The organism is Bradyrhizobium sp. WBOS07, assembly GCF_024585165.1.
GTDB classification, from domain to species: Bacteria; Pseudomonadota; Alphaproteobacteria; order Rhizobiales; family Xanthobacteraceae; genus Bradyrhizobium; species Bradyrhizobium japonicum_B.
Genome location: NZ_CP029008.1, coordinates 4,527,128 through 4,542,055, shown reverse-complemented (window position 1 = coordinate 4,542,055; position 14,928 = coordinate 4,527,128). Strand labels below are relative to the sequence as shown.

Annotated in this window: 9 protein-coding genes; 7 read left to right on the top strand and 2 right to left on the bottom strand. The window is 65.3% G+C overall.

Features of this window, described 5'->3' with window-relative positions; all coding sequences use genetic code 11:
- Positions 1-103 precede the first annotated feature (103 nt).
- Both DCM79_RS21630 and DCM79_RS21625 read left to right on the top strand, forming a co-directional pair.
- Positions 104-1,306, top strand: a complete 1,203-nt coding sequence (locus DCM79_RS21630; RefSeq protein ID WP_257176256.1) for an MFS transporter — start codon at positions 104-106, stop codon at positions 1,304-1,306.
- Positions 1,307-1,496: 190 nt separating this feature from the next.
- Complete coding sequence (locus tag DCM79_RS21625; protein ID WP_257176255.1) at positions 1,497-2,447, top strand: AraC family transcriptional regulator; 951 nt, start codon at positions 1,497-1,499, stop codon at positions 2,445-2,447.
- Between the two features lie 75 nt (positions 2,448-2,522).
- Here DCM79_RS21625 and DCM79_RS21620 read toward each other — a convergent pair whose 3' ends face one another.
- Positions 2,523-4,136: an acyl-CoA synthetase gene (locus DCM79_RS21620; RefSeq protein WP_257176254.1), complete on the bottom strand. Its 1,614-nt coding sequence runs from the start codon at positions 4,134-4,136 to the stop codon at positions 2,523-2,525.
- A 210-nt stretch (positions 4,137-4,346) separates the two neighbouring features.
- Here DCM79_RS21620 and DCM79_RS21615 point away from each other — a divergent pair, with 210 nt between their 5' ends.
- From DCM79_RS21615 to DCM79_RS21600, 4 genes are all read left to right on the top strand, one after another.
- The gene (locus DCM79_RS21615; protein ID WP_257176253.1) at positions 4,347-5,552 is read left to right on the top strand and encodes an ABC transporter substrate-binding protein; all 1,206 of its coding nucleotides are present in this window, start codon (positions 4,347-4,349) and stop codon (positions 5,550-5,552) included.
- Between the two features lie 247 nt (positions 5,553-5,799).
- Entirely contained in the window at positions 5,800-6,867 is a 1,068-nt protein-coding gene (locus DCM79_RS21610; protein ID WP_257176252.1) for an HlyD family secretion protein, read from the top strand.
- The gene (gene rbbA, locus DCM79_RS21605) at positions 6,864-9,638 is read left to right on the top strand and encodes a ribosome-associated ATPase/putative transporter RbbA (protein WP_257176251.1); all 2,775 of its coding nucleotides are present in this window, start codon (positions 6,864-6,866) and stop codon (positions 9,636-9,638) included. The genes DCM79_RS21610 and rbbA overlap by 4 nt, the downstream gene beginning before the upstream one ends.
- A gap of 2 nt (positions 9,639-9,640) precedes the next feature.
- Positions 9,641-10,753, top strand: a complete 1,113-nt coding sequence (locus DCM79_RS21600; RefSeq protein WP_257180813.1) for an ABC transporter permease — start codon at positions 9,641-9,643, stop codon at positions 10,751-10,753.
- Between the two features lie 138 nt (positions 10,754-10,891).
- Here DCM79_RS21600 and DCM79_RS21595 read toward each other — a convergent pair whose 3' ends face one another.
- The gene (locus DCM79_RS21595; RefSeq protein WP_257180812.1) at positions 10,892-13,945 is read right to left on the bottom strand and encodes an AAA family ATPase; all 3,054 of its coding nucleotides are present in this window, start codon (positions 13,943-13,945) and stop codon (positions 10,892-10,894) included.
- Between the two features lie 286 nt (positions 13,946-14,231).
- On the opposite strand from DCM79_RS21595, the gene DCM79_RS21590 reads away from it, so the two are divergent.
- Positions 14,232-14,723: a hypothetical protein gene (locus DCM79_RS21590; protein ID WP_257176250.1), complete on the top strand. Its 492-nt coding sequence runs from the start codon at positions 14,232-14,234 to the stop codon at positions 14,721-14,723.
- Positions 14,724-14,928: the final 205 nt, after the last annotated feature.

Genomic DNA, 14,928 nt, shown 5'->3' with positions numbered 1-14,928 from the left:
GCCGTGATGGGAACCAACGCGGCGGGCGCCCGTTACGTTCGGATCAACGCCAGATCGATTGGCCAAGAGGATCACGACAGACGAACAGCATGCTTGGGTATCGATGACATCGCGGCCTCCCTCCCCGTCCCGTATCTGGCCTCTGTTCGCGCTCAACTTCTTCATGGCCGACATGCAGTCGGGCATCGGGCCGTTCGTCGGCGTCTTCCTTCAGGAGCGCGGCTGGGCGACCGGACTGATCGGCACCGCGATGACGATCGGCAACGTCGCCGGCATGCTTGTCACGACGCCGATCGGCGGCTTCATCGATGCCAGCCGCAACAAGCGGATGTGGGTCGTGATTCCCGGCATCTGCGTGGTCTCGGCCTCTGCGATCATCCTGATCTCGCAGAATTTCTGGGCGGTGACGTTTTCGCAAGTGGCGCAATCGCTGGCGAGCGCCGCGATCGTGCCGGCCGTCACGGGCATCACGCTCGGCATCGCCAAGCAGAAGGGCTTCAACGCGCTCAACGGCCGCAACCAGGCCTACAACCACGCCGGCAACATGGTTGGCGCTGCGCTCTCGGGTTATCTCGGCTACAAGTACGGCTATTTTGCCGTGTTCGCGCTGGCCGCCCTGTTCGGCGCCATCGCGATCGCCTGCGTGATGATGATTCCGGCCAAGGCGATCGACGACCGCGCCGCACGTGGCAGCAATGAGGATGACCCAGACAGTGCCCCTGACGCGCTCTCGATGCTGCTCAAGCATCGCGCGCTGCTCGTACTCGCGCTGGCGCTGGCGCTCTTCCATCTCGGCAACGCCGCGATCGTCCCGCTCTACGGACTGGCGGCGGTCGCCGAGGGACAGGCCAATGGCCCGAGCTTCGTCGCGACCACCGTGGTCATTGCGCAGGGCGTCATGGTCGTGACCTCGCTGATCGCAATGAAGGCGGCGAGCAAGCGCAATTACTGGCCGATCATCCTGATCTCCTTCATGTTCCTGCCCATCCGCGGCGTGCTGGCGTTCTTCGTCACGGGATGGTGGGGCGTGGTGCCGATGCAGGTGCTCGACGGCATCGGCACAGGACTGCAGACGGTCGCCGTTCCCGGCATGGTTGCGCGCGCACTCAACGGCACCGGTCGCATCAATCTCGGCCAGGGCGCCGTGATCACGGTGCAGGGCGTCGGCGCCAGCCTCAGTCCCGCGCTCGGCGGCTGGATCGCGCAATGGATCGGCTACGGGCCAACCTTCCTGCTGCTTGGCGGCTTTGGCCTCGCATCGATGCTGCTGTGGTTCGCGCTCGGGGCGGCGGTGAAGAAGTACTGAGCTTCGCCATCGCGCGAACACCGCCGAACTGCTCGTGCGATGCGGCGCACCGAACTGCGGCACCGCGTCGCGTCTTCGCACGTCATCGCGAGTGGCTTATCACGCAATCCCGCGCTTTTGCCGTTGCGGTGCACCGGCCTGACGGTACAACCTTGCTCCAAATCACCGACGAACCTGCACCTTCCGATCGATGACACAGCCACAGCTCTCATTCAGCGGCGATCCGACGGGGCCGGCCTATGAGGGGTGGCGCGAGCAGTTCTGCCGGAAGGTGATGGGGACCGATTTCGTTCCGATCGGGGACGGCCCAGTGCACCGGACAATCACGCCGGCCATCCTTCCGCGCCTGAGGCTGTCCGCCTCCTACGGGACGCCGATGAGCTTCGTGTCCATGGGCACCAACGACGAATTGGTCGTCGCCATGTCACCGAATTCGGATCTGAGCGGCACCATGGGCAGGCGCCCGCTGAACGTCGCGGCCGGCGACCTCACGATCGGAGATCCGTCGATCAGGGGGGCCCGAGTTAGTCAATTGGCCTACGGCAACTTTCAGACCGCATTGTTGCCCCGCAAGGCGCTGCTGCGCGCGTGCCCGAATGCCGAGGACCTGATCGCGCAGCCGATCCCTGGCACCAGGCCGATCACATCGATGTTCCTGCGATATTATGACCTGGCGCATACGCATTCGGACAAGCTCGCCCCGGCCGAGCTCGACGCGGTCTCGCAGCACCTGTTCGACCTGGCCGTGCTGATGATCGGAGCCCGCGGCGATGCCGCCGAGGAGGCGCGCATGCGCGGCCTTGCAGCGGCGCGTTTCGAAACGCTCAAGTCCGACATCCTGGCGCGGCTGGACAGCCCCGGGCTGTCGCTGACCGGTCTTTCGGCCGCGCATCGCATCAGCCCACGGACGATCCAGCTGCTGTTCGAGCAGGCCGGCATCACCTATAGCGGCTTCGTGCTGGAGCAACGCTTGCTGCGCGCCGAGCGGTTGCTTCGAAATCCCGCCATGCGTACCCGTAAGATCATCGAGATCGCGCAGCTCGCGGGCTTCCACGACGTCTCCTATTTCCATCGCGCGTTTCGCCGCCGCTTCGGACAGACCCCGGACGACGTCCGGAAGCTTTCCGGCGAGGCCGGCTAAGCGAACTCGAGCACGATCTTGCCGAAATGACCGCCCTGCTGCATCGGCGCAGCGCGTCCAGTGAAGCGCGCCCGCTCAGGTGCCAAAGCTCTTCTGCACCGCCTTGTCGAGCGTCTCGCCGCCGACGAAGCGCTGGCGCAGCTCGCGCTTGAGCAGCTTGCCGCTCGGATTCTTCGGCAGGGCATCGACGAAGATGACGCGCTTGGGCACCTTGAAATGCGCCATCTGGCCGGCGCAATGCTTGATGACGGTCTCTTCGTCGAGCTTCTCGCCGCTCTTGACCACGACGATGGCCGTGACCGCCTCGATCCAGCGCGGATCTGGCAGGCCGACCACGGCGACCTCCGACACGGCGGGGATGCGATAGACCATCTCCTCGACCTCGCGGCTCGCGACGTTCTCGCCGCCGGTCTTGATCATGTCCTTGACGCGGTCGACCACGGTGATGTGGCCCTCGTCATCGACGGTGGCGAGATCGCCGGAGTGGAACCAGCCGCCCGAGAACGCCGCCGCGGTCTTCACGGGATCGTTGTAATAGCCGGAGAGCAGATGCGGCGAGCGGTGCACGATCTCACCGACCTCGCCGACCTTGACGTCCTCCATCGCATTGTTGACCACGCGCGTCTCGACGTTGAGCACGGGCTTGCCGGCCGAGCCCGCCTTGCGCAGCTGGTCCTCCGGCCGCAGCACGGTCGCGAGCGGCGCGATCTCGGTCTGGCCGTAGAAGTTCCAGAACTTCACGGCGGGCAGCCGACGCTGGAGCTCGAGCAGGACTTCCACCGGCATGATCGAGGCGCCGTAATAGCCCTTCTGCAGGGTCGACAGATCGGTCTTGTCGAAGTTCGGCGAGCGCAGCATCGCGATCCAGATCGTCGGCGGCGCGAAGAACGAGGTGATCTTGTGCGCCTGGATCAGCGCCAGGATGTTGTCGGCGGTCGGCTTGCCCGTGATCACGCCGGAGGCACCGAGATAGACTTGCGGTCCCAGGAACACGTCAAGCTGGGCGCAATGATAGAGCGGCAACGCGTGCAGGAACTTGTCATCCACGCTCATGCCGCCGTCGATGATACAGCTGACATACTGCCACATCACGGCTTCATGGGTCAGCATGGCGCCCTTGGGCAAGGATTCCGTGCCCGAGGTGTAGACGATCTGGGCGAGATCGCGGCTGTCGACCGACGCTTCCAGGAACGAGCCGTCGGCATCAAGCAGGTCGTCGAAGGTGGTGAGACCCGCGGGCGCGGTCGCAGTATCCTCGCCCGGCAGCCAGATCATGTTCTCGACCGCGCAATCCTTGGCGCTGGCTGCGCGCGCGGACTCGACGAAGTCCGGCCCGGCCGCGAGCAACTTTGCCCCGGAGCTCTTCAGGATGAAATTGATCTCGTCGGGATTGAGCATGAAATTGACCGGCACCAGCACGGCGCCGATCCGCGCCGCCGCAAAGCGCAGCGCGGCGAAGGCGTGCGAATTGCGCGACAGCACCGCGATGCGATCGCCCTTGCTGACGCCGAGGCCGAGCAGGCCGCGGCCGAGCCGGTTGCAGATCGTATCCATCTCGGCAAAGCTCCAGCAGACGTCGCCGCAGCTCACCGCGAGCTTGTTCGGCTCGCGTCCCGCCGAGCGGCGCAGCAGATCGCCGATGGAATGCTCGCGCGCTTTCGAGATGGTGGCTGCAATGTCTCCGGTCATTTCCGTCCCCTGAATTGGCAATCCGCCGGAGATCCGCGGAGCATGGGGCGACGCCGTTGCATTCGCGGGATTCCGATGTTTGCGCAAAACGTAGTCGGCGCGATGGGCCGCGTCAATTCGGCTCGCATGCGCGGCGTCGTTACGCAAGAATTGCCGCTTCGCCGAGGCAATCTGAACCGGCGCACCAACTATAAAATCAGAGGAAATACCATGTGCCGGATTATTATGCGTGCCGCCTTTGCGGCCGGGCTCGCATCGTTCGCAATCAGTCCATCCTTCGCCCAGCAGGCGCCGCTCAAGATCGGAGTGCTCTCCGACTTCTCCTCGGTCTATTCCGACATCGGCGGCATGGGCAATGTCGAGGCGACCAAGATGGCGATCGAGGATTTCGGCGGCCAGATGTTCGGCAAGCCGATCGACATGGTCTCGGCCGACGTGCTCAACAAGCCCGACGTCGCCTCCACCATCGCCCGTAAATGGTGGGAGACCGAGGGCGTCGACATGATCATCGACCTGCCGACCTCGGCGACCGCGCTCGCGGTGATGGAGCTGTCGAAGCAATACGAGAAGATCATGATCGTGACGGACGCGGCGAGCTCCGACATCACGGGAAAATCCTGCTCGCCCTATACCGCGCACTGGACCTACGACACCTACGCCAACGCGCACACCGTCGGCAGCGCCATCGTCAAGAACGGCGGCGACACCTGGTTCTTCCTCACCGCCGACTACGTGTTCGGCCATTCGGTGGAGCGCGACACCGGCGATGTCGTTAAGGCGGCGGGCGGCAAGGTGCTGGGCAGCGTCAAGCATCCGCTCAATACGGCGGATTTCTCCTCGTTCCTGCTCCAGGCCCAGGCCTCCAAGGCCAAGATCATCGGCCTCGCCAATGGCGGCGGCGACACCATCAATGCGATCAAGCAAGCCGGCGAATTCGGCATCGTCGCCGGCGGCCAGAACCTGGCCGCGATCGTGATGTTCATCTCCGACGTGCACAGCCTGGGCCTGAAGCTGGCGCAAGGCCTGATCGTCACCGAGGCCTATTACTGGGATCTCAACGACAAGACCCGCGCCTTCGGCAAGCGCTTCCTGGAACGCGTCAAGCGCATGCCGACGATGAACCAGGCGGCGACCTACAGCGCCACGCTGCATTACCTCAAAGCCGTGCAGGCGGCCGGCACCAGGGACACAAAGACGGTGATGGCCAAGATGCGCGAGCTGCCGGTGAAGGATGCCTTCACCGACAATGGCGTGCTGCGCGAGGACGGCCGCATGGTGCACAGCATGTACCTGTTCCAGGTGAAGAAGCCGGAGGAATCGAAGGGGCCGTGGGATTATTACAAGCTGCTTGCCGAGGTTCCTGCCGACCAGGCGTTCCGCCCCCTCAAGGATGGCGGCTGCCCGCTGGTGAAGTGAGGCGGCGAGGTTCGGGCGGATCGTAATCCGTTCAACAATCCGCTCGTCCGCCTGATCCATTTGGGCGGACGAGCGGCGACGACGTCGCGCAGCCCAAAATAGAGGCAAGGATGGCTCGCACCGCGGTCTGATCTGCATCAAGTTGCGACGCAAAATTCGCTGCATGTTGGGGCCGCCCCTCCCGCGCGATCAGCGGCCGGGCGCACGTCTCTCAACAATGGGCGCCACCTCGCGGCGTTTTGAACAGATGAACTTCACTTCGGGTCGCGTCATCGCCGCGATCGCCGTCCTCGTTGCAGGTGGCGGCTACTATTATTGGCAGCACCGCGATACCAACACGCTGCCGGCAGGCTTTGCCCGCGGCAACGGCCGCATCGAAGCGGTCGAGATCGACATCGCGACCAAGACACCGGGCCGGATCCGCGACATCCTGGTTGGCGAAGGCGACTTCGTCCGCGCGGGCCAGGTGCTGGCGCGCATGGACACCGAACAATTGCAGGCGCAGCGCCGCCAGGCCGAGGCGCAGCTGCAGCGCGCCACGATCAATGTCGAGACCGCGAAGAGCCTGGTGAACCAGCGCGAGGCCGAACGCAAGGCTGCGGAGGCCGTGGTCGACCAGCGCGTCGCGCAGCTCGACACCACGAGCCGCAAGCTCGATCGCTCCGAACAATTGATCAAGACCAGCGCGGTGGCGCAGCAGGTCCTGGACGACGACCGCTCCGCCAACGCCACGGCAAAGGCGGCGCTCGCCGCCTCCCACGCCCAGGTCGCGGCATCCGAGGCTGCGATCAGCTCCGCCCGCGCCATGGTGATCGACGCCGGCGCCGCCGTCGACGCGGCAAAGGCCGCGATCGAAAGCATCAATGCCGACCTCAATGACAGCGTGCTGAAGGCGCCGCGCGACGGCCGGGTGCAGTATCGCGTGTCGCAGCCCGGCGAAGTGCTCGCCGCCGGCGGCCGCGTCCTCAACATGGTCGATCTCGGCGACGTCTACATGACGTTCTTCCTGCCGACGGCCGCTGCCGGCCGGGTCGCGATCGGTGCCGAGGTGCGTCTGGTGCTCGACGCCATTCCGCAATACGTCATCCCCGCCAAAGCCACTTTCGTCGCCGACGTCGCGCAATTCACGCCAAAGACGGTCGAGACCGAGGAGGAGCGCCAGAAGCTGATGTTCCGCATCAAGGCGCATATCGCGCCCGAGCTGCTGCGCCAGCACATCGAGCAGGTGAAGACCGGCCTGCCGGGCATGGCCTATGTGCAGCTCGATCCGGCCGCGCAATGGCCAGGCAATCTCAACGTCAAGCTGACGAGATGAGCACCGGGGCCGCAGCCGAGCTGCCTGCCGCGCCCGGCAGCGTGGTGCATCTCGACGACGTGGGCCTGAGCTACGGCAAGACCCGCGCACTGGAAGCGATCACGCTCGACCTTCCGTCCGGCTGCATGGTGGGACTGATCGGCCCCGACGGCGTCGGCAAATCCAGCCTGCTCTCGCTGATCGCCGGAGCCCGCGCCATCCAGCAGGGGCATGTCCACGTGCTCGGCGGCGACATGGCGAGCGCGCGCCACCGCCGCAACGTATGCCCTGATATCGCCTACATGCCGCAGGGGCTCGGCAAGAACCTGTATCCGACGCTGTCGGTGTTCGAGAACATCGACTTCTTTGGCCGCCTGTTCGGGCACGACGAGGCGGAGCGCAACAGACGGATCGCCGGTCTGCTGCGCGACACCGGCCTCGCGCCCTTCGCCGACCGGCCGGCGGCTAAGCTGTCCGGCGGCATGAAGCAGAAGGTCGGCCTGTGCTGCGCCCTGATCCACGATCCCGAGCTCTTGATCCTGGACGAGCCGACCACCGGCGTCGATCCGCTGTCGCGCCGCCAGTTCTGGGAATTGATCGCCTCGATTCGCGCTGGCCGGCCCGGCATGAGCGTGATCGTCTCGACCGCCTATATGGAAGAGGCTGCTCAGTTCGATTTTCTGATCGCGATGAATGCCGGCCGCGTGCTGGCGACCGGAACGCCGGCCGCGCTCAAGCAGCAGACCGGCGCCGACACGCTCGATGAAGCCTTCATCCGCCTCTTGCCCGAAGCCGATCGCGGCAATCATACCGATGTCGTCATCCCGCCGCGCGGCGAGGACCATGACGAGATCGCGATCGAGGCCGACCACCTGACGCGGCGCTTCAACGGCTTCGTGGCCGTCGACGACGTCAGCTTCCGCATCAGGAAGGGCGAGATCTTCGGCTTCCTCGGCTCGAACGGCTGCGGCAAGACCACGACCATGAAGATGCTCACCGGCCTGCTGCCGGTCACCGAAGGCACCGCACGGCTGTTCGGCAACGCCATCGATGCCGGCGACATGTCGGTGCGGCGGCGCATCGGCTACATGTCGCAGGGTTTCTCGCTCTATTCCGAGCTCACGGTCGCGCAAAATCTCGACCTGCATGCGCGGCTGTTCCAGCTGCCGGCGGACACCATCGCTCCGCGCATCGACGAGATGATCGCCCGGTTCGATCTCGCCGAGGTCGCCGATTCTCTGCCCGATGCGTTGCCGCTCGGGCTGCGGCAGCGCTTGTCGCTGGCGGTCGCCATGATCCATGCGCCCGACATCCTCATCCTCGACGAGCCGACCTCGGGCGTCGATCCGGTCGCCCGCGACCGCTTCTGGCAGATCCTCGCCGAACTCTCCCGCAAGGACAACGTCACCATCTTCGTCTCGACCCATTTCATGAACGAGGCGGAGCGTTGCGACCGGATCTCGCTGATGCATGCAGGCAAGGTGCTGACGTCGGACACGCCTGCGGCGATCGTGGCTGCGCACGGCACCGCGACGCTGGAGCAGGCCTTCATCGCCTGCCTGGAACAGGCGATCGCAGACGCGACCGTGCCGGCCGGCCAGCCGGCGACCGCCGTGCCAGCGCCCGCACCGGCAACCGCCGCGCCACCGGCCCGGCGCAACGCCGCATTCAGTTTGACGCGCATGCTCGCCTATTCCCGGCGCGAGACGCTCGAGCTGCGGCGCGACCCGATCCGGGCCACGCTCGCGGTTCTCGGCAGCGTGCTGCTGTTGTTCGTGCTCGGCTACGGCATCAGCATGGACGTCGAGAACCTGACCTTCGCCGTGCTCGACCGCGACGACACCGCGATCAGCCGCGACTACAGCCTCCAGATCGCGGGCTCGCGCTACTTCACCGAGAAACGCCCGATCACCGACTACGCCGATCTCGACCGCCGCATGCGTGCCGGCGAGATCGGCCTCGCCATCGAGCTGCCGCCGGGCTTTGGCCGCGACGTCAGCCGCGGCCGCCATGTCGAGATCGGCGCCTGGGTCGACGGCGCCAATCCGACGCGAGCCGAGACGCTGCGCTCCTACGCCCAGGCGATCCACGCCAACTGGCTCGCGCAGAAAGGCCGCGAGCTCTATGGCGAGGCGGCGATCGCCGGCGCCTACCAGCTCCAGCTGCGCTATCGCTACAATCCCGACGTCATCAGCGTCGTCGCGATGGCGCCGGGGATCATCCCGCTGCTGCTGGTCCTGATTCCCGCGGTGCTCGCTGCGCTCGCCGTCGTGCGCGAGAAGGAGCTCGGCTCGATCGTCAATTTCTACGTCACCCCGGTGACGCGGCTGGAATTCCTGCTCGGCACCCAACTGCCCTATGTCGTGCTCGCCTTCGCCAATTTCCTCCTCCTGGTCGGCTTCGCGCTCACCGTCTTCGGCGTTCCCTTCACCGGAAGCTTTGCGACCTATGCCCTTGCCGCCCTGTTGTATGTCACGGCGACGACCAGCATGGGACTGGTGATCTCGGCCTTCATGAAAAGCCAGATCGCCGCGCTGTTCGGCACCGTCCTGATCACGTTGATCCCGGCCATCCAATATTCCGGCCTGATCGATCCGGTCTCCTCGCTCCAGGGACTGGGGGCTGCAATCGGGCAGCTCTATCCCACCACCTATTTCGTTACGATCTCGCGCGGCACCTTCTCCAAGGGGCTCGGCTTCGACACGCTCCACAACGACCTGCTGGCGCTCGCCGTCATGGTACCCGTTCTGATGACCGCCGGCGCAATGCTGCTGAAGAAACAGGCCCGGTGATCATGCGTCTCGACCACGTATTTCAGCTCGGGGTCAAGGAACTGCGCGGCCTGGTGCGCGACCCCATGCTGCTCGTGCTCATCGTCTATTCCTTCACGCTTGCAATCTATGCCGGGGCCAAGGCGCTGCCGGAGACGCTGAACCGCGCCGCGATCGCCATCGTCGACGAGGACCGTTCGCCAGTCTCGAACCGCATCGACCTGGCATTCACGGCGCCGTACTTCTCCGAGCCGCGGCTGATCTCGCAATATGAAATGGACCGGCGGATGGACGCCGGGCTCGACACGTTCGCGCTGAACATCCCGCCGGAATTCCAGCGCGACCTGCTGGCACGGAAGTCACCGGCCATTCAGCTGAACGTCGACGCAACGCGGATTTCGCAGGCGTTCAACGGCGGCGGCTATGTCGAGCAGATCGTCAGCGCGGAGATTGCGGAGTTCCTGGCGCGGACGCGCAATGCGCAGAGCGTGCCGATCGAGCTGACCCTGCGGGCACGCTTCAACCCCGAGCTGAAGAAATCCTGGTTCGGCGCCGTCGACGAGCTCATCACCTCGATCACCATGCTCTCGATCATCCTGACCGGCGCGGCGCTGATCCGCGAGCGCGAGCACGGTACGATCGAGCATTTGCTGGTGATGCCGGTCACGCCGCTGGAGATCATGGTCAGCAAGGTGTGGTCGATGGGGCTGGCGGTGCTCGCGGCCTCCGCGCTGTCGATCGTCTTCGTGATCAAGGGCTGGCTGGCGATCACGATCGACGGCTCGGTCGCACTCTTTCTGCTGGGGGCGGCACTGCAGCTGTTTGCCACCACCAGCATGGGCATCTTTCTCGCCACCGTCACCGGATCGATGCCGCAGTTCGGATTGCTGCTGATGATGACCCTTCTGCCGCTGCAGACTCTGTCCGGCAGCATGACGCCGCGGGAGAGCATGCCGCAATTCGTCCAGGACATCATGCTGGCGGCACCCAACACGCATTTCGTGATGCTGGCCCAGGCCATCCTGTTCCGCGGCGCGGGCCTAGAATCGGTGTGGCCGCAGCTTCTCGCGCTGGCCGTGATCGGCGGCGTCTTCTTCGCGATCGCGCTGCGCCGGTTCCGCGCGTTCCTGGCGTGAGACACGGGGCCGCGCTGCAAAAAGTGCGAAAACAACCCCATGCACAGTAGCCAAGCCCTTGCTTCGCCTACAGAATTTATTTGGCTTGTCGGGCAGTCAAGGCGCGTTGCGCGGAGCTGACCGGGGCGGGAAGCGGAATCAGCTCAGCTCGTTGCCCCGGGCCAGCATCCCGGTCAGCATCGCCTCTGCCTTGCGCTGCAGCGGCCGCGCGCCGCTTTCGGACGCGATCGCGATGGCCCCGCGCAAGGACGCGAGGACGGCCGCCTTGCCGTTCTCGCTCGCGACAGGCGTCACCACGGCCTCGCCGAACAGGGCCTCGGCCTCGAGCCCGGAGAATCCCTGCTGTCGCGCGGTGTTGCGCGCCTCGCGCAGCATGTTCTGAGCCGCCTTAACATCGCCAAGACGCCAGGTTGCGAGCGCCAGATAGATCGAGCTGCGCAGCACGGCCGAAGTATAGCCGACCGCCTTCGCCTCCTCGCGCGCCTCGATCAGCATGCCGCGCGCCCGGTCGAGCAGCCCCTGTTCCAAATAGGCCATGCCGAGGTGGCAGGCGAGCACCGGCACGAACAGCCGGATGCCGTGCTTCTGCGCCAGCACAAAGCCATCTTCGAGAATGGCGGCCGCCGCGGCGGGATCGCCCCGGCCGAGCATGAGCCAGCCGCCGCTATAGGCGGCGGCGACGCGGTCGTAGGGACGGCCCGTCTCCTCGGCGATCGCGGCGGCCTGTTGCTGGAGCTGCTCGGCGGCCTCGAGGTCACCCATGACGGTATGGGTGAAGCTGTTCATCATGCAGCAGAGGAGGAGGAGGGAGCGCGGCGTCGTGCCGGTCGGGGCGATGGCTTGCGGACCCTCCAACTGCGCGTGAGACTCGGTCAATGTCAGCGCTGCCTCGCGAAAGCGGCCGGCGAGGAAATACGCCTGTCCGAGACTGTATCGAGCGAGATTGAGCCAACCCGCATTGCCCCATTGTTCTGCGAGACGAACCACCTCTTCCGAAACGGCGACGGCTTCGACCGGCGCTCCGAAGAAGTTCTGCGCGCCCGCTCTGACCGTCATGGCGGCGACCTTGCGTCCGATGTCGTCGATCGCCCCCGCCCGGCGCTCGGCGTCCTTTCCGAGATCTAGCCACTCGGTCACCTGACCGGACGCAATGAACGCCGCTCGCGCTTCCGTCCGCAAATCGATGGCGTCCATCTCCCGTAAACGCGTCATGGGCGTCTTGTCCAGCGAGCCCATCGCAATCTCGAAATAGCTGGCCGCGTCTAAAAATGCCGAGCGGCTCAAGCATTTTCGACCCGCGCTCCTGCCGTGGCTGAACGCCTTGAGCCAATCGCGGGCGCGCACCGCGTGATAGCACAGCGCGTCGGGCTCATCCGCGCTCGCCCGGTCGCTCTCCAGCCTCGCAAGAATGCGCGCGTGAATGCCTTCGCGCACCTTTTCGACCATGGAATCATAGGTCACCTGACGGACCATCTCGTGCCGAAACTCGAGCACGTCGCCCAACTCGCTGTCGATCCTGACCAGCAGTTCGGCGCGATCGAGCGACGCGAGGCAATCCTGCAGGCTGTCCTCGGGCAGCTCGAGCAGCTTGCGAAGCATGGCGACGCTCGATCGCGGGCCAAGCGCCGCCGCGACCTGCAGGATGGAGCGTTCCGGCCGCGACACCCGATCGAGCCGCGCGGCAATGACCCCCTGAATACTCGAGGGGATGCCGAACTCCTCGATCGGCCGCATCAGCGCGAGATCGCCCCATTGGCCGTGGAGCGTTCCGCTGTCCCGAAGCCCGCGGCACACCTCCTCGATGAACAGGGGGACATTGGCCGTGTGCGAGATGATCCGGTTCTTCAGATCGTCGTTCGCCGTGGAGGGACCGAGCATGTCGGCCAGCATGGCCAACCCAGAGTCATCGTCGAGAGGCTGCATCGCGACGATCTCGGCGCGGCAGCGCGCAATCCAGACCGGCATGCCGTTTGGCCTGGACGTGAGGAGGACGAGCAGACCCGGCACCTGAAGCGAAGCCATCGTCGCCACGATCGTATCGCTGGCCCGGTCGATCCAGTGCAGATCCTCGAGCAGCAGGACCGTCGGCTGGCGACGGGCGAGGCGCTCGACGATGCCACAGCTGACCTCGGAGATTGCGCGTCCCCGGGCGTGAGGCTCGAGCTGATTCCACTGCGGATTGGTAATCGGCAGATCGAGCACGGCGTCGAGGGCGCAACTTTCAATCTCCCCCAGATCGTTGCGGGGATCCGAGGGGCTGCCGGGGTCCTTGGCGGCCGCCTCCAGAGCCGAGAGCAGCAGACGCTTGAGCGTGCTGAACGGCGCCCCCTGCAAGTTCGGGCTGCACTCGGCGTCGATCAGGCGCCAGCCGTGGGGCCTGAGCTCCTGGACAAATTCGTGCGCGAGCCGCGATTTGCCGATGCCGGCATCGCCCAGCAGCAGAACCGTCTGCCGGCCCGTTCCGGCGCCCTCGACCGCACGAGCCAGCAACGCCCGCTCGGTCGTCCGATCGACGAATCGCGAGACGCTGCGCGCACGCCGCACCCGCCAACTCGACAGATCGCTGGCCCCAACGATCCGATAGACCGGCACGGACTGATTGAAGCCGCGCAGCGGCTTGTCACCCAGAAACTCGAATCGGACGTGCCCTTCGGCAAGCTCCTGGCAGGCCTGCGACACGTAGATCTGATTCGCCTCGGCCGCAGCCTCCAGCCGGGCGGCCAGGTGCTGGGCCGCTCCGCCAATCTCGTAAACCTTGGAAAACTCGCTGGCGACCATATAGGCAACGACATGGCCGGAGTGGAGACCCACCCGAACCTTAAGGTCGGGGTCACCGAGGCTTGCAACGCGCCGGACCAGCTCGATCGCCGCGTGGCAGGCCAGCGGCGCATGATTGTCGTCCGCGATCGGAGCACCGAACACCGCAGAGAGCCCGTCGCCCAATTCCTTGCTGACGATGCCTCCGAACTGACGAACCGCGCCTCTCATCGCAGCCAACGCCGGCTCCAGGCGCGAGACAGCCTCCTCCGGATCGAGATCTGCAACGAGCCCGGTCGAGTCCACGACGTCGGCACGGAGAATCGTCACGAACCGCCGTTCGCTCTCCGGTTCGGAGCGTCGCACGGCCACCCCGCATTTGGAGCACCAGCTATCGCCTGGGTCGATCGCCGACTGACACGCGGCACAATACATTTCCGTGCCTTCAAAAGTCGCAGCACCGTCCTTCGGTCGGCGCTCGCGAGGAGCCTGACGCAAGATTACCTATCGGAAGATTCGTGGCAATCGAACTTGCACGCACGCATGGCGGCATCACCAGCCGGTATCTCTCTGGACGACGCACAATTTCGGGTGATAGCGTTTGCGCGCGCGAAGATGGGGCCGCGCGTTCTGGGGGCGCCGAGGGCTGTCGTTCTGGCCAACGAGCTTTGCCGGGCTGCGGGCCACCCTGGTTGATTGGATCAAATCAAAGGACAAGGCGATGGGCGGCAAGACATATAGCGGCAAGGCATTTCGAGACTTGATGAACAGCAATTACTATCCCTTGGCGAACATGAAGAAGAGCGTGGCCAAGCTCAAGGCGTCGGATGACATCGATCTGCCGACCCTGGAATACGGCCAATACCATTTGATCCTGAACCCGCCTTCGAGGTGGCCGCAGGGAAGCGCCAAGTACTGGCACAAGGAGAAGGGCCGGGCCCGCGTCGATCTCAGCACCCAGCCGAACACGGTGCCGCTATCCAGGGACGAGCCCGGCGTCATCCCGCTGACGCGATGCGACCTGCTCGATGCCTGCGTGCGGAAGTGCTTCAACTCCGAGCCGCCGATCCCGATGAAGACCAACATCATCGTCCACGCGCCGAACGATGCCTTCGCCCACCGGCACGAGATCCGGCTGGAGTGGGAGTACAAGAAGGGCTCGGACAAGCCGACGCTGCTGAAGCTGACCATGGTCTGCCCGTTCAGATCCTGATCCCTCATCCTGCCCGCAGACACCTTGCAGCTGACGCGACAACCGCCGCGCACGCTGCTCGCGCTGATCAGGAGGGAGCGCTGCGACAGTGCTCCCTCCAAAAACAAAAATGGCCCGCATCAAGCAGGCCTTTTTCGTCTCGGATCCGGTCAATCCGAATTTGGTGCGGGGGTAGGGTTTGAACCTATGACCTCCAGGTTACGAG